The sequence below is a fragment of the Micromonospora sp. IBHARD004 genome (genome assembly GCF_052814115.1).
This window is the reverse complement of sequence record NZ_CP199934.1, coordinates 4,133,588-4,148,061: the sequence shown is the minus strand read 5'-3', so window position 1 is coordinate 4,148,061 and position 14,474 is coordinate 4,133,588. Positions and strand designations below refer to the sequence as shown.

Here is a 14,474-nt window from a genome sequence, read left to right as displayed (position 1 = left end):
TCCGGCGGCCCGCCGCCGGGCCGCCGCGCCGGGGGCCGGCGAATGAAGATCGGCATCCTGTCGTACCACTTCCCGCCGGAGCCGGCCTTCATCCCCGGCAGCCTGGCGGAGGAGCTGGCGGCCCGCGGGCACGAGGTCCGCGTCCTGACCGGCTTCCCGGACTACCCGGGCGGGCATGTCTATCCCGGCTGGCGGCAGCGCTGGCGCCACCAGACCCGCAGCGAGCGGCTGACGGTCCGCCGGGTGCCCCGGTACGCCGGGGGCGACGGGTCCACGCGGGCGCGGATGGCCAGTTGGCTGTCCTTCGCCGGCAGCGTCGCGCTCACCGGCCGGCGCTACCTCGGCGACGTCGACGCCCTGTACGTCTTCCAGCTCCCGGCGGTCACCTTCGCCGCCGCCGGCCTGCTCCGGCTGCTCGGCCGGGTGCCGACCGTGCTGCATGTGCAGGACGTCTGGCCCGAGGAGGACCCGTCCCGCGGTGCCGACACCCGACGCTGGTCGGGGCGGGTCGGCGCCACCCTGCGCCGGCTCTACTCGGAGGCCGACGGCATCGCGGTCAGCGCACCGTCCATGCGCGATTTGGTCTCCGACGGCGGCGCCGACCCGGCCCGGGTGCGGAACGTGCTCAACTGGACCGACGAACGGATCTTCCACCCGACCGAGCCGAGCCGGGCCGCCCGCCGGCTTATCCGCCGGGACGGCCGGTGCGTGGTGATGCACGCCGGCACGATCGGCGTACGGCAGGGTCTGGAGACCGCGGTGCGCGCGGCGGCGGCGCTGGACGACCGGATGGACCTGGTCCTGGTCGGCTCGGGCGCGGAGGAGCGGCGGGTGCGGGGGCTCGCCGCCGAGCTCGGGGCGGAGAACGTCCGCTTCGTGGAGCGGCGCTCACCGGTCGACATGCCGGAGCTGTACGCGGCGGCGGACTACCAGCTGGTGATGCTGCGGGACCTGCCGGAGCTGCGCGGCATGGTGCCCGGGAAGCTGCAGGCGGCCCTCTCCTGCGCCTCGCCCGTGGTCGCCTCGGCCGGCGGCGACACCGTCGAGTTGGTGGAGCGGGCCCGGGCCGGGCTCTCCTGCCCGCCGGAGGACTGGGCCGCGCTGGCCGACCGGTTCTGGCTGGCCTCCGCCATCCCGCCGCCGGCCCGCGCCGACATGGGCCGCCGGGGACGCGAGGCCTACCTGCGGGAGATGTCGCTGCGGGCCGGGGTCGACCGGATCGAGCAGATGCTCCACGAGGTGGCAGCCGGTGCAGCGCCGGCCGGCGGTCGCTCCGAGCGAAACCCGGATAAGGGCTTGAAGGCGTAAAGGATCGAATGGCACCACGGAGTCCTGGTCGCTTAGTGCTAGAAAGCGACTAATGGGCATGTCTATCCGTTTTTCGGAGTGGAGAGTGGTGTGAGGCATAGCGCTGTGCCGCGCCGGAGCAGGTCCCGACGGCGCACCCGGGCTCGGGTGCGGCGCATGCTCCTCGCCGGGCTGGTGGCCCTCTCGCTGGTCGTGCTGACCGGCGGGTGGATCGGTCTCCGTGGTTGGCAGGCCCGCGCCCACCTGCTCAACGCGGCCGGGCTGGCGCGTCAGCTCAGCGTGGACGTGGTCGGCGGGGACGCCGCCCGCGCCCAGCGCACCCTCGCCGCCCTTCAGGCGCAGGCCGACGCGGCCCGGAGGGCGACCGGCGACCCGGGCTGGTGGCTCGGCCAGCGGTCGCCGTACGCCGGCGACGACCTGGGCGCGGTACACCAGATCGCGGTCGCGATCGACGACCTCGCCCGGCGGGCGTTCCCGACCCTGCTCCGGACCGACCTCACCAGCCTGGTGCCCCGCACGGGGCGCCTCGACCTGGCCCGCCTCCGGTCGGTCTCGGCCGAGCTCTCCGGAGCCGACCGGGCGGTGGAGGAGACCCGCACCCGGCTGGCGGCGGTGCCCACCGACGACCTTCTCGCGCAGTTCCAGGACGTCCTGTCCAGCCTGCGCGCGGAGATCGACCGACTGGCCGACCTGACCGGCGCCGCCGACCAGGCCGCCCGTGTGCTTCCGCCGCTGCTCGGCGCCGACGGACCCCGGCGCTATCTCCTGGTGTCGCAGAACCCCGCCGAGCTGCGGGCGACCGGCGGCATGTTCGGTGCCTACGCGGTGATCCGGGCCGAGAACGGCCGGGTCACGCTGGCCCGGCAGGGCACCAGTGCGGAGCTGACCCGCTTCAACCCGCCGCTGCGGGTCGACCCGGAGCTGCGCCGGCTCTGGAACGACCTGCCGGGGAGGTATCCGGCGGACGTGAACCTCGGGCCGGACTTCCCCACGGCCGCCGCGCTGTACCGCGAGATGGTACGGCGGCGGACCGGGACCACGGTGGACGGTGTGCTGGCGGTCGATCCGGTGGTGCTCTCCTACCTGCTCAGGGCGACCGGCCCGGTCGCGGTGCCCGGCAGTGCGCCCCTGGTCGGCGACACCGTCGTCCGCACCCTGCTCAGCGACGCCTACCGGGATCTGGGCACCAGGGAGCAGGACGCCTACTTCGCCGCCGCCGCGCCGGCGGTCTTCGACGCGTTCCTCACCAAGAGCGCCGACGTGCGGGCGCTGTTGTCAGCTTTTGACCGGTCTGTAGCGGAACGCCGAATACTGTTCTGGAGTGTCCACCCTGAGGAGCAGCGTGTCCTGGGTGACAGCCGGTTGACCGGGACGCTCCCCGAGAAGGACATCGTGCCGACGGTCGGCGTCTTCCTCAACGACGGCAGCGGCGCGAAGCTCGGCTACTACCTGCGGTTCTCGGCGAACCTGACGGTCGGCGACTGCCAGTCCGACGGCCGGCGGGAACTCCGGCTCCGGGTCGCCGTGCACTCGACCGCGCCCAGATCGGGCCTCTCCGACTCGGTCACCGGTCTGGCCCTCGCCGGCGATCCGTACACCGCCCGCACCTTCGTGTCGGTGTACAGCCCGACCGGCGGGGCGGTGCTCGGCGGCCGGCTCGACGGCAAGGCCGCCGCAATGGGCAGCGGGACCGACCGCCGGCGCCAGGTGACGGTCGCGACGGTAGAGGTGCAGCCCGGGGTGACCCGGACCCTCGAGGTCACGCTGCTCACCGGGAAGACCAGCGCCGGCACGGCCGAGCTGCAACTCACCCCCACCGTCACCCCATGGACCACCCAGGTTGTCACCGCACCCAGCTGTGAGCAGTAGGAGAGAATCCACCATGCGGCTGTCCCGGCGGGCGTCCCGCATTCCCGACGGCGGCACAATGGGGGCGATGGCAGGGGAGTCCTGGGTGGACCCGGCCGGGCTGGTGACGCTGCCCGGCGGGGCCGTGGTGCGCGGGCGGCGGATCGCCGACACCGCCTCGCCGGCCGACTTCGCCCTGCTGCTCGCCCCCGGCCCGCACCCCGCCTGGCCGTACCGGCGGATCCGCTGGCCCGACTTCTGGCTGCCGCTGGACCGCGCCGACGCGCTCGACGCGCTGGGCGAGGCGCGTCGGCGGGCGTACGCGGGGGAACGGGTGGAGATCGCCTGCCGGGGCGGTGTCGGCCGGACCGGCACGGCGCTCGCCGCGCTCGCCGTCCTCGACGGGCTGCCCGCGGCCGGGGCGGTGGCCTGGGTACGCGCGCGCCACCATCCCCGCGCGGTCGAGACGCCGTGGCAGCGGCGCTGGCTCCGGCGGATCGACCCCGCCCGGGACGGCCCCGCCGCCCGTTGACCGGCCGGCGGGTCGGCGAGGTGGCCGCGCTGGTCGGCGTCCGCACCTCCCGGGTGCGGCTGTGGGAGGAGCGCGGCCTGCTCCGCCCGGCCCGGCAGCGAGGGACCGGCTATCGGCTGTACGACCCCGCGGAGGTGCGCGCCGCGCAGGTCGTCGCGCTGCTGCGCCGGGGCGGCTACCCGTACGAGATCGTCGGCGCGGCGCGGCGTCAGGCCGCCGTCGGGCCCAGCCGCGCGCGGACCGCGGACCGGTCCACGCCCAGCTCGCGGAAGACCTCGGCCGCCGGGTCGGGCGGGGCGCACTCCAGGAGGGCCAGCAGCAGGTGCGCCGGCCTGATCCGCCGGCCGCCCTGCTCGCGGGTCACGCCGACGGCCCGCCGCAGGGCGGTCCGCGCCGCGGAGGTGAACGGCGTCCGCTTGGCTGACAGCGGCACGGGGGCCCGCTCGACGCCCCGTACGTCGATGCCGACCGCGGCGAGGGCGGCGAGGTCCAGCGAGTCCAGCGCGGCCCGGGCGCGGGCCAGATCCAGGCCGAGCGCGCCCAGGGGGTCGAGCTCGCTGGCGTGCAGCACGCCGAGCAGCAGGTGTTCGGTGCCGAGCCGGCGGTCGCCCCGGTGCCGGGCCTCGTCGAGGGCGGCGGTCACGGACGTCCGGGCGTCGGCGGCGAATTGTTCGAACATCTGGGCCTCACTTCCCGTGCTTGCTGTGCACCGACTGGCGGGACACGCCGAGCGCGTCCCCGATCTGCTCCCAGGACCAGCCGTCCTGGCGGGCGCGCGCCACGGCCGCCGCCTCGACCTGTTCGGCCAGCCGGTGCAGCGCGCCGACCGCGCGCAGCCCGACGGCCGGATCGTGCGAGCGCAGCCGCGCGGCGAGCTCGGTCTCTTCCATGGCTGTCAGTCTGGATTGACAAGCGGTCGTTTGTCAATCCAGACTGACGTCGATCGTCGTTGTCAGGCCAGACTGACAACCTCGTCCGGAGGAGGACCGGAATGACTCTCGACGTGGTGATCGTCGGCGCGGGCCCGAACGGGCTGCTGCTCGCCTGCGAACTGCGACTGGCCGGCGTGCCCGTGCTGCTGCTGGAGCGCAGCCCCGGACTCGGCGGCGAACCGCGCGCGAACGGCCTGCTGGGTCGGGTGGTCCAGGCGATGGACCTGCGCGGCCTCTACGAGCCCCTGGCCGGGCGGCCCGGACCGCCGGCACCCACCCCCTGGTTCCAGTTCGGCGGCCTGCCGCTGGACCTGTCCGGGCTCGCCGGCAACCCGCTCTTCGCGTTGCCCGTGCCCCAGGCCCGCATCCAGCAGGTGCTGGCCGAACGCGCCCGCGCCCTCGGCGCGGAGATCCGGCACGAGCACGAGGTGACCGGGTTCGCGCAGGACGACGACGGGGTCGTAGTCACCGTCCGCGCACCCGGCGGCGAACAGCGGCTGCGGACCCGCTGGCTGGTCGGCGCGGACGGCGGCCACAGCCTGGTCCGCAAGCACGCCGGCATCGACTTCCCGGGCGGCACCGACGACCGGTTCATCTCCCACCTGGGGCACGCCGTCATCCCCGCCGACCGGCTCGGCCCGGACGGCGTCCTGACGCTGCAGGACGGCCGGCGGCTCCGGCCCTTCGTCCACAACAGGCTCCCCGGCGGGGTGTTCACCTACGCCCGGCTCGGCGACACCGGCGCGGCGCACCTGGTCGCCGCCATGGAGTGGACCGGCCCGCGGCCGGACGGCGCACCGGTCACCTTCGCCGACCTGCGCGCCGCGGTCGACCGGGTGCTCGACGGGATGCTTCCGCTGGGCAGCCCGGCCGGGCCGGCGCCGCTGCTGCGCCGGCTGGCCTGCGTCAACCTCCGGCAGGCCGCCAGCTACCGGGCCGGGCGGGTCCTGCTGCTGGGCGACGCCGCGCACGTGCACCCGGCGGTCGGCGGCCCCGGACTCAACCTCGGGCTGCAGGACGCGCTGAACCTCGGCTGGAAGCTCGCCGCCGAGGTGCGGGGCTGGGCGCCGCCCGGCCTGCTCGACACCTACCAGACCGAACGGGCGCCGGTCGGCCGACGGGTCGCGCTCCAGTCCCGCGCGCAGCTAGCGCTCCTCGCCCCCGGCGACGATATGACCGCCGCCCGCGACCTGCTCGCCGAGCTGCTGCGGCGGGAGCACACCCGGCGGGACGTCGCCGCCCTGCTGGCCGGCGCCGACCAGCCGTACGACATGGGCCAACCGGATCCGCACCCGGCGACCGGCGCCTGGCTGCCCGACCTGCTGCCCGCCCTCACGGACGGGCGGGCCGCCGTCCTGGACCGGATCCGGGCGGGCCGGCCGGTGCTGGTGGAGCTGGCCGACGGCGCCGCGGCGGCGGCGACCGGGTGGGCCGACCGGGTCGACGTCGTCCCCGCGCGCGGCGCGCTCGACGCCGCCGCGCTGCTGGTCCGGCCGGACGGGCACGTGGCCTGGGCCGGCGCCGACGGGCTGGCCGACGCGCTGGGCCGGTGGTTCGGGTCGCCGGCTTCACCCTGACCGGGGTCGGCTGCGCGACCAGCTGAGACGGGTCGGCGCGTCCCCGGCCACCAGCCGCGGGACGCGCGCCGATCCCCGGGGCGTGATCACGCCGGGGGAAGAAGTCCGGCCGGGTCGGCCGCGGCCAAGCGATCTTGCGGGTTAGTCTGCGTGGTCATGAGAGCTCGGGTCCTGGCCGCCGCCACCGCCGCCGTACTCGTGACCGTCGTGCCGGCCGTGCCGGCGCACGCCGCGCCCGCCCAGGCCGCGCCGGCCGCGCGGGCCGCCCGCGCGCCGCTGCCCTGCCCGAAGGCGCCGGCTCCGAAGGTGTCCCGGCCGCCCCGGCCGGTGCCCCCGCCGGCCGTGCCGCAGGACCGGGTGGTCGGTGGCGAGCAGCTCGACACGCCGGGCCTGGCCGCGCCGGCCGGCGCGCCGGCCCCGCCGGCGGTCACCGCGACGTCCTGGCTCGTCGCCGACCTGGACAGCGGCGCGGTGCTCGGCGCCTGCGGCCCGCACGAGTACGGCACCCCGGCCAGCACCCAGAAGCTGCTGCTGGCGGCCACCATGATGCCGAAGCTCGACCCGAAGCAGGTGGTCACCGTCACCCGGGGCGACCTGAACATCGCCCCGGGCAGCTCCGCCGTCGGCCTGCTCGTCGGCGGCCGGTACACCGTCGAGACGGTCTGGCTGGGGCTGCTGCTCAACTCCGGCAACGAGGCGGCGAACGTGCTGGCCCGGCTCGGCGGTGGCGCCGGGGGCGTCACCGGCGGGGTCCACGCGATGAACGAGGAGGCCCGCCGGCTCGGTGCCCGGCAGACCCACGCGGTCACCCCCTCCGGCCTCGACGGCAAGGGGCAGTTCACCAGCGCGTACGACCTCGCCCTGATCGCCCGGTCCTGCTTCGCCAACCCGCTGTTCCGCCGGTACGCGCTCACCGAGCGGACCCAGATCCCGGCCCAGCCCGCGCTCAAGAAGGGCGGGTTCCAGATCCAGAACGAGAACCAGCTCATCTACCGGTACCCGGGGGCGCTCGGCGGCAAGACGGGCTTCACGGAGCTGGCCCGGCACAGCTACGTCGGCGCCGCCCAGCGCAACGGCCGGCGACTGGTGGTCACCCTGCTCGGCGCCGAGGCCCGGCCGGTCCGCGGCTGGCAGCAGGGCGCCCAGCTGCTGGACTGGGGCTTCGCGCTGCCCCGGGACGCCCAGGTCGGTCGGCTCGTCGAGCCGGGCGAGCTGGACGCGGCGGAGGCCGCCCCGAGCGGCTCCCCGGCCCCGCCGACCGCGCCCGCCCCGTGGCACGGCCCCGCGGCGACCGCCGGCCGCCGGATGGCCGAGGGGGACTGGCGGGTCATCGGTCCGGTCGCCGGCGGCGCCGCCACCATCGTCGGCGTGCTGGTGGCGGTGCTGGTGGCCCGCCGCCGTCCCCGCCCGACCGGCCGCCGCCGCGCCTAGCCCCCGGACCCGGCCGCCGCCGCAGCCCCGGCTCCGGGCGGGCCGGCCGGCGCGGGGAAGGGGACGAATCGCCCCGGTTGCGGTCCGTCGCGCCCCGGGGTCGCCCTATGGTCGACCCATGCGGGACAGCGCGGCAGCCGGCCGGACCACGTCGCAGCCGGGACCGGCCCCGCGTACCGGTGGCGCGCGCCGGCCGGCCGTCCGCTAGGGCCGGGGATGCTCCGGGCCCGCCGGCCGTCGCCGGCGCTGGTGTTCAGCCTGACGGTCTCGGCCGGGCTGCTCGCCGTGGTCAGCCTCTGGGCCCGGAACCGGCCGCCCGGCCGCTGGGAACGGGACCTCTTCGCGCTGGTCAACCAGATCCCGGGGCCGGTCGGGCCGGCCCTGGTGCTGGTCATGCAGCTCGGCGCGTACCCGGCGGTGCTGGTGGCGGCGGCCGGGGCGGTCCTGGCCCGGCGGATCGGCCTGGCCCGGGACCTGCTGATCGCCGGCAATCTCGCCTACTGGTCGGCCGTCCTCTGCAAGGCCCTGGTCGCCCGGGAGCGACCGGCCGCGTTCCTGGCCGACATCCGGTTCCACGACACGATCACCGGGCGGTTCGGGTATCCCTCCGGGCACGTGTCGGTGGTGACCGCGCTCGCCGTGGTGCTCGCCCCCGCCCTGCCCGCCCGGCTACGTAGCCTGGTCTGGCTCGCCGTGGTCGCGGTCGGGACCGCCCGGATCTACGTCGGCGCCCACCTGCCGGTCGACGTGCTGGGCGGGTTCCTGGTCGGCTGGTTCGCCGCCAGCCTCACCCGGCTGATCGTCGGGGACGTGGGCCCCGGCGACTCGGCCGGGCGGCTCCGGCAGGTCCTCCTCGGCCGAGGTGTCGAGGTGGCCGAGCTGACGCCGGTCCGCGGGGACGCCCGAGGCTCCCGCCCGTGGCAGGTCACCACCACCGACGGGCGACGCCTCTTCGTGAAGGTCACCGGTGGCCGCCAGCGGGACGCGGACTGGCTCTACAAGCTCTACCGCCGGCTGCGCTACCGGGACATCGCCGACGAGCCGCCGTACGTGACGGCGAAGCAGAAGAACGAGCACGAGGCGTACCTGCTGCTGCTCGCCGAGCGGGCCGGGGTGCGTACCCCGCGACTGGTCACCACCGCCACCGACGCGGTGGGCGACGCCCTGCTGGTCCTGGAGTTCGTGCCCGGGCGGCCGCTCGACGCGCTGGAGGCGGCCGAACTCGGGCCGGACGTCCTCGACGAGGTCTGCCGGCAGGTGGCCCGGCTGCACCAGGCCGGCCTGGCTCACCGGGACCTGCGGGCGGCCAACGTGCTGGTCGCCGACACCTCGGCCTGGCTGGTCGACCTCGGCTTCGGCACCGACGGCGCCTCGGCCGAGCAGCAGGCCCGCGACCTGGTGGAACTCCTGGTCACGCTGGCCGCGCTGGCCGGCGTGCGGCCGACCGTCGACGCCGCGATCCGGCAGCTCGGCGCCGGTCCGGTCGCCGACACGCTGCGCTGGCTGCAACCGGCGCTGCTGTCCCGGGCCGGCCGGGCCCTGGCTGACGCCCACCCCGGCCTGCTGGTGGACCTCCGCGACGAGATCACCCGCCGGTTCCCCGACCGGCAGGACCGGCTGGCCCGGGTCGTCCGGATCACCCGTCGGGACGTGTTCCTGCTGGTCATGCTCGGCCTGCTGGTGCACTTCCTGCTGCCCCAGCTCGGCCAGGTGCGGGCCGCGTCGCACGCCGTGCTGCACGCCGACCCGCTGGCCGTGACCGGCGCCCTGCTGGCCTCGGCCGCCACCTACCTGCTGAGCGCGGTGGTGCTGCGGCTGGCCGCCGCCGGCCGGGTGCCGCTCGGCCGGACGGTCGCGGTGCAGGTGGCCGCGTCGTTCGTCAACCGGCTCGCCCCGGGCGCCGTCGGTGGCGCCGCGCTGAGCGTCCGCTACCTGCGCCAGCAGGACCTGCCGGTCCCGGCGGCGGCCACCGCCGTCGCCGTGGACCGGATCTCGGGCATCGTCTCCGTCGGCCTGCTGCTGCCCGTCCTGCTGCCGTTCGCCCGCGGCGCGCGCCGGCACCTGGTGAGCGCCGCCACCGGGCGCGGCCTGGCCGTGCTGCTGACCGTGCTGGCGGTGCTGCTGCTCGCCGCCGCGGCGCTGGCCGTGCCCCGGCTGCGTGCGCGGGTCGGCGCGGCCCGTTGCCAAGCGGCGCAGGCCGTACGCTCGCTGGCCCGCAGTGGGCGGATCACCCGGCTGCTGGCGGCGAGCCTGGGGCTCACCCTGGCCTACGGCGCCGCGCTCTACCTATCGCTCCTCGCCGTCGGCCTGCCGGTCGAGCCCGCGCTCCTCGCGCCGGTGCTGCTGGTCTGCGTCGTCGGGGAGGGGGTGGCGTCCGCCGCCCCGACCCCCGGCGGGCTGGGCGCCACCGAGGCGGCGCTCGTCTCCGGCCTGCTGCTGTTCGGGGTCGGGGTGGACACGGCGGTCGCCGGGGTGCTGGTCTACCGGCTGGCCACCTTCTGGCTGCCGGTGCTGCCCGGCTACGTGACGCTGCGGGTGCTGGTCCGCCGACACGTGGTCTGAGCACCACGCAGCCGGCGCTGGGTGGACGTCCAGGTGCCGACGAACCAGTCGAAGGTGTTCTCCATGGCCGCACGCTAGGCCGGGCCCACTGACACCCTGCCGTCAGGGGAGACGCCGATCAGCCGCCGACCCGGGACGCCCGGGGCCTCCGGCGACGCGTCGGCCCGCGCCGACAACAGGCTTCGCACCGTCCCGGCCGGCGGCGCAGCGTAGCGTTCCGACGCTCGTCGGGGGCCGGAACCGGCGACCGGCCCCCCGATCGGGCAGCCGTGGCTAGCGTCGCTGAACATGAGAGCTTGGGCTCTGCCGCTCGCGGTTCTCCCCGCCGTGCTGCCCGCCGCCGGCACCCCGACGGCCGCCGCCGGCGCTCCCACGGCCGCTGCCCGCGCGTCCACGGCCGCCGTCGCCGCCCCCGCGGGCCTCCGCAACCGGGCCTCGGCCGGCACGGCGCCGCCATGCCCGAACGTGCCCGCCCCGGCGACCCGGCCACCGCAGCCACCGCCGCCGGCGGACCCCGCCGCCCGGGCCGTCGGCGGGGCCACGCTCGCCACCGCCGGCCTGGCGGTGCCGCCGTCCGTGCCCGCGCCGCCGGCGGTGACCGCCACCTCGTGGGTGGTCGCCGACCTGGACAGCGGCGCGGTGCTGGGGGGCTGCGGTCCGCACGAGTACGGGGTGCCGGCCAGCGTGCAGAAGCTGCTGCTGGCCGCCACGATGCTGCCCCGGCTGGATCCCCGCCGGGAGGTCACCGTGACGGCGGAGGACCTGGCCATCGAGCCGGGCAGCTCCGCGGTCGGCCTGGCCGAGGGCGGCCGGTACCGAATCGAGACGATCTGGCTGGGCCTGCTGCTCAAGTCCGGCAACGAGGCGGCCAACGCGCTGGCCCGGCTCGGCGGCGGCGCGGACGGCCAGGCCGGCGGGATCCGCGCGATGAACGAGGAGGCGCGGCAGCTCGGCGCCCTCCAGACCCACGCGGTCACCCCGTCGGGACTGGACGGCCCGGGCCAGTTCACCAGCGCGTACGACCTGGCGCTGATCGCCCGCGCATGCTTCGCCGACCCGGCCTTCCGCCGGTACACGGCGACCCGCACCGCCGAGATCCCCGGGCAGCCGGCCCTGCGCGAGAAGCCCTTCCAGATCCAGAACGACAACCAGCTCCTCGACCGGTATCCGGGCGCGCTGGGCGGCAAGACCGGCTTCACCGACCTCGCCCGGCACACCTACGTGGGCGCGGCCGAACGCAACGGCCGGCGGCTCGTGGTGACCCTGCTCGGCGCGGAGATCCCCACCCAGCGGGGCTGGCAGCAGGGCGCGGCCCTGCTCGACTGGGGCTTCGGACTGCCGCGGGACGCCGCCGTCGGCCGGCTGGTCCGCCCGGGCGAGCTGACCGCCGCCAGCGCCGCGCCCACCGGCACGGCGCCCCCGTCGGCCCTCGCCGGCGGCGCCGGGCTGCACGGCGCTCCGGCCGGCGGCCCCGCGCCCTGGCCCCGGACCGGGCCGCTCCTCGGCGTCGGCGCGGTGCTGGTGGCGGGGGGAGCGGTGCTGATCACCCGGCGTCGCCGGCACGCCGTGCGGGCCAGCTCGGGGACCACCGGGCAGGAGTGGTAGCGCCGCCCGCCCCGGCCGTACCGGGCCGGGTCTCCGGGTTTGCCCGTCACCGCCGTGGTGGGTCCGGTAGACAGGGCAGCGTGAGCAGCGGGAGACGACCGTCCGGCGGCGCCCGGCGCCTGGCGGTCGTGCTCGTCGCCGCGACCGCCGTCGTCGCGGGCTGCCAGCGACCCGCGACGCACCCGCCCCCGTCCCCGCCCTCGCCCTCGCCCTCGCCGAGCCCACCACCGTCCGCCACCGGGCCGCGGGCCCCGGCGGACTTCGTCGTGCTCTCCGACGTCGACCCGAGCATCCACTCCGACATCCGGTACGCCACCGCGCACAACTTCGTCGGTCGTCCGATCGCCGGCTACCCGGAGCCGCTCTGCCTGCTCACCCGTCCGGCGGCGGAGGCGCTGCGCCGGGTGCAGGCCGCCGCACTCGGCCAGGGGCGCAGCCTGAAGGTGTACGACTGCTACCGCCCCCAGCGCGCCGTCGACGAATTCGTGGCCTGGGCGAAGCTGCCGGGGGAGCAGCAGATGAAGGCCGAGTTCTATCCCGACGTGGCCAAGTCGAAGCTCTTCGCCGACGGGTACGTCGGCGCGCCGACCTCGCACAGCCGGGGCAGCACGCTGGACCTCACCCTGGTCCCCGCCCCGCCGCCCACCCAGCCCGGATACGTGCCGGGGCAGCCGCTGGTGTCCTGCACCGCGCCGCCCGGACGGCGCTTCCCCGACAACTCGGTCGACATGGGCACCGGGTTCGACTGCTTCGACCCGCTCGCCCACACCGCCGACCCCCGGGTCACCGGGTCCGCCCGGGCGAACCGGGAGCTGCTGCGGCGGCTGATGACCGCCCAGGGGTTCGAGAACTATCCGCGGGAGTGGTGGCACTACCGGTTCACCGCCGAGCCGTACCCGCGGACGTACTTCGACTTCCCGGTGGCCCGGTCGTCACTGCCGTGAGCGCCGTCCCGGCCGGTGTCCGGCCGGGACGGCGCTGCCGGTCAGAGGATGCCGCGGGCGACGAACGCCGCCCGGGTCGCCGACGCGGCGGTCGACCCGTAGAGCCGCCGGGCGGCGGCGACCGTGGCCAGCGCCGCGTCCCGGAACGAGGTGTCCGGGGCGAAGGCGAACTGCGCGTCCACGATCAGTGTGGTGGCCTTGCGGTCGCCGAGGGCGGACCGGATGTCCCACAGCGCGCGGGACCAGATCTCGCCGTCGCGGTGCACCTCGCCCACCATGTCCGCCGGGTAGACCTTCGTGCCGTCGAGCCGGCGCAGGCAGTGCGGGACGGTGCGGGTGTAGGAGACCGAGTCCCAGTCGGCCACGCAGGCCTCCGGGGTCTTCGTCGGCGTGCCGGTCGCCCAGCTTGTCACCACGACCGCCAGGTAGTCGCCGAACGCCTCGCCGATGGAGCCGGACTCCAGGTTGGTGCCGAAGCCGGGCACCTGCCCGTCCTGCACCGAGTGGCCGTACTCGTGGACGATCACCTCGGCGTCCTCTGCGTCGTCCACGCCGCCCTTGCCCAGGGTGATGTTCGCCTTGTCCTCACGGAAGAACGAGTTGTCGCCGCCGAACTGGTCGATGCGCAGCTCGATCTGCCGCTGGTTGACCGGCCGCAGCGTGCTGCCGAAGCCGAGCGACTGCAGGTACGCCTGCGCGGTGTTCACCCAGTGGTAGCCCATGACCTGCTCGAACTGGTCGGCGTCCCGGTGCCACGCCGGGTACCCGCCGTCGACCGCCCGGGCCGGGGTGCCGGTCTTGCTCTTGACCGTGACGTACTTCCCGGTGAGGGTGCCGGAGCCGTCCAGGTTGGTCAGCAGCACCGACCGGTACGCCCCGGCCAGCGCCGGGTAGTCGGCGTCCTTGGCGTCGGTCAGCGTCTGGTCGCCGAGCTGCTGCACCGGGTTCGGGGCGAAGACGGTCGCGGTGGCGCTGTACCCGTACGGGTCGCCGGCAGCCTGGACGGTCGTGCCGCCGGCGACCAGCGCCGCGGTGACCGCCGAGGCGACCAGCGCGGAACGTCTGATGTGGGGGTGCATCGTCATGATCCCTTCGAGGGTGGATCGATCCGCTGAGACTAGGCTTCGCGACGAACCCTGCCAACCCTCGACGGGCAGGCCAGCGGCCCTCCCGTCGTCCCAGGAAGGACCCCTCGTGGAGACCGAACGGATCGGCCCGCCCCTGCTGGCCGGGGAGCGCGAGACGCTGCGCGCCTTCCTCGACTTCCACCGGGCCACCCTCGCCATGAAGTGCGCGGGGCTCACCGACGAGGAGCTGCGCCGCGAGTCGAGCCCACCGTCCACGCTGTCGCTGCTCGGCTTGGTCCGGCACATGGCCGAGGTGGAGCGCGCCTGGTTCCGCCGCGTGATCAACGGCGAGGACGTCCCGCTGGTCTGGTCGGCGACCGGCGACTACCAGGAGGCGTACGACGCGACCGGGGCCAGCCGTTCGGAGGCGTTCGAGGCGTGGCAGCGGGAGGTCGAGCACGCCCGTCGCATCGAGCGGGAGGCGGAGTCGCTGGACGTCACCGGCCACCAGGTGCGCTGGGGCGAGGACGTGTCGCTGCGGCTGGTGATGCTGCACATGATGCACGAGTATGCCCGGCACAACGGCCACGCCGACTTCCTCCGCGAGGCGATCGACGGCACGGTCGGCGTCTAGTCCGCCCGGCCGAGGTCGATCGTGGACCGTCGGG

12 protein-coding genes and 1 pseudogene are annotated in these 14,474 nt (G+C 76.1%); 10 read left to right on the top strand and 3 right to left on the bottom strand.

From position 1 onward, the window contains the following. The first annotated feature begins 42 nt into the window (after positions 1–42). From ACTWO6_RS20235 to ACTWO6_RS20220, 4 genes and pseudogenes are all read left to right on the top strand, one after another. The gene (locus ACTWO6_RS20235; RefSeq protein WP_446215390.1) at positions 43–1,308 is read left to right on the top strand and encodes a glycosyltransferase family 4 protein; all 1,266 of its coding nucleotides are present in this window, start codon (positions 43–45) and stop codon (positions 1,306–1,308) included. 156 nt (positions 1,309–1,464) lie between these two features. Continuing rightward, complete coding sequence (locus ACTWO6_RS20230) at positions 1,465–3,177, top strand: DUF4012 domain-containing protein (protein WP_446220706.1); 1,713 nt, start codon at positions 1,465–1,467, stop codon at positions 3,175–3,177. A gap of 67 nt (positions 3,178–3,244) precedes the next feature. Continuing rightward, positions 3,245–3,688 (top strand): protein-tyrosine phosphatase family protein, encoded by a 444-nt coding sequence (locus ACTWO6_RS20225; RefSeq protein ID WP_446215389.1) that lies wholly within the window; start codon positions 3,245–3,247, stop codon positions 3,686–3,688. Then, positions 3,628–3,810 (top strand): annotated as a pseudogene (locus ACTWO6_RS20220) (MerR family DNA-binding transcriptional regulator); the annotation flags it as partial. The gene ACTWO6_RS20225 and the pseudogene ACTWO6_RS20220, both read left to right, overlap by 61 nt. An 86-nt stretch (positions 3,811–3,896) precedes the next feature. Here the strand turns inward: ACTWO6_RS20220 and ACTWO6_RS20215 are convergent. Beyond that, positions 3,897–4,367 (bottom strand): Clp protease N-terminal domain-containing protein, encoded by a 471-nt coding sequence (locus ACTWO6_RS20215; RefSeq protein WP_446215388.1) that lies wholly within the window; start codon positions 4,365–4,367, stop codon positions 3,897–3,899. A 7-nt stretch (positions 4,368–4,374) separates the two neighbouring features. Then, positions 4,375–4,578 carry a helix-turn-helix domain-containing protein gene (locus tag ACTWO6_RS20210; protein ID WP_109802195.1) on the bottom strand — a complete coding sequence of 68 codons (204 nt, stop codon included), beginning with the start codon at positions 4,576–4,578 and terminating at the stop codon, positions 4,375–4,377. 101 nt (positions 4,579–4,679) lie between these two features. Here ACTWO6_RS20210 and ACTWO6_RS20205 point away from each other — a divergent pair, with 101 nt between their 5' ends. From ACTWO6_RS20205 to ACTWO6_RS20185, 5 genes are all read left to right on the top strand, one after another. Further along, entirely contained in the window at positions 4,680–6,197 is a 1,518-nt protein-coding gene (locus ACTWO6_RS20205) for an FAD-dependent monooxygenase (protein WP_446215387.1), read from the top strand. 156 nt (positions 6,198–6,353) lie between these two features. After that, the gene (locus ACTWO6_RS20200; protein WP_446215386.1) at positions 6,354–7,628 is read left to right on the top strand and encodes a D-alanyl-D-alanine carboxypeptidase family protein; all 1,275 of its coding nucleotides are present in this window, start codon (positions 6,354–6,356) and stop codon (positions 7,626–7,628) included. A 216-nt stretch (positions 7,629–7,844) separates the two neighbouring features. Further along, positions 7,845–10,190, top strand: a complete 2,346-nt coding sequence (locus tag ACTWO6_RS20195; protein WP_446215385.1) for a lysylphosphatidylglycerol synthase domain-containing protein — start codon at positions 7,845–7,847, stop codon at positions 10,188–10,190. Between the two features lie 288 nt (positions 10,191–10,478). Next, positions 10,479–11,795: a D-alanyl-D-alanine carboxypeptidase family protein gene (locus ACTWO6_RS20190; RefSeq protein WP_446215384.1), complete on the top strand. Its 1,317-nt coding sequence runs from the start codon at positions 10,479–10,481 to the stop codon at positions 11,793–11,795. An 80-nt stretch (positions 11,796–11,875) separates the two neighbouring features. Beyond that, entirely contained in the window at positions 11,876–12,739 is an 864-nt protein-coding gene (locus ACTWO6_RS20185; protein WP_446215383.1) for a M15 family metallopeptidase, read from the top strand. Between the two features lie 41 nt (positions 12,740–12,780). Here ACTWO6_RS20185 and ACTWO6_RS20180 read toward each other — a convergent pair whose 3' ends face one another. Continuing rightward, positions 12,781–13,824 (bottom strand): M36 family metallopeptidase, encoded by a 1,044-nt coding sequence (locus ACTWO6_RS20180; RefSeq protein ID WP_446215382.1) that lies wholly within the window; start codon positions 13,822–13,824, stop codon positions 12,781–12,783. A 109-nt stretch (positions 13,825–13,933) separates the two neighbouring features. Between ACTWO6_RS20180 and ACTWO6_RS20175 the strand changes: the two genes are divergently transcribed. Beyond that, positions 13,934–14,440: a DinB family protein gene (locus ACTWO6_RS20175; protein WP_446215381.1), complete on the top strand. Its 507-nt coding sequence runs from the start codon at positions 13,934–13,936 to the stop codon at positions 14,438–14,440. Positions 14,441–14,474 lie beyond the last annotated feature (34 nt).

Bases quoted from the DNA above. Each gene is read 5' to 3' on its own strand.
- ACTWO6_RS20190 (WP_446215384.1), top strand. From the start codon at position 10,479: ATGAGAGCTTGGGCTCTGCCGCTCGCGGTTCTCCCCGCCGTGCTGCCC.
- ACTWO6_RS20235 (WP_446215390.1), top strand. From the start codon at position 43: ATGAAGATCGGCATCCTGTCGTACCACTTCCCGCCGGAGCCGGCCTTC.
- ACTWO6_RS20230 (WP_446220706.1), top strand. From the start codon at position 1,465: ATGCTCCTCGCCGGGCTGGTGGCCCTCTCGCTGGTCGTGCTGACCGGC.
- ACTWO6_RS20215 (WP_446215388.1), bottom strand. From the start codon at position 4,367: ATGTTCGAACAATTCGCCGCCGACGCCCGGACGTCCGTGACCGCCGCC.
- ACTWO6_RS20225 (WP_446215389.1), top strand. From the start codon at position 3,245: ATGGCAGGGGAGTCCTGGGTGGACCCGGCCGGGCTGGTGACGCTGCCC.
- ACTWO6_RS20180 (WP_446215382.1), bottom strand. From the start codon at position 13,824: ATGACGATGCACCCCCACATCAGACGTTCCGCGCTGGTCGCCTCGGCG.
- ACTWO6_RS20195 (WP_446215385.1), top strand. From the start codon at position 7,845: ATGCTCCGGGCCCGCCGGCCGTCGCCGGCGCTGGTGTTCAGCCTGACG.
- ACTWO6_RS20210 (WP_109802195.1), bottom strand. From the start codon at position 4,578: ATGGAAGAGACCGAGCTCGCCGCGCGGCTGCGCTCGCACGATCCGGCC.
- ACTWO6_RS20205 (WP_446215387.1), top strand. From the start codon at position 4,680: ATGACTCTCGACGTGGTGATCGTCGGCGCGGGCCCGAACGGGCTGCTG.
- ACTWO6_RS20200 (WP_446215386.1), top strand. From the start codon at position 6,354: ATGAGAGCTCGGGTCCTGGCCGCCGCCACCGCCGCCGTACTCGTGACC.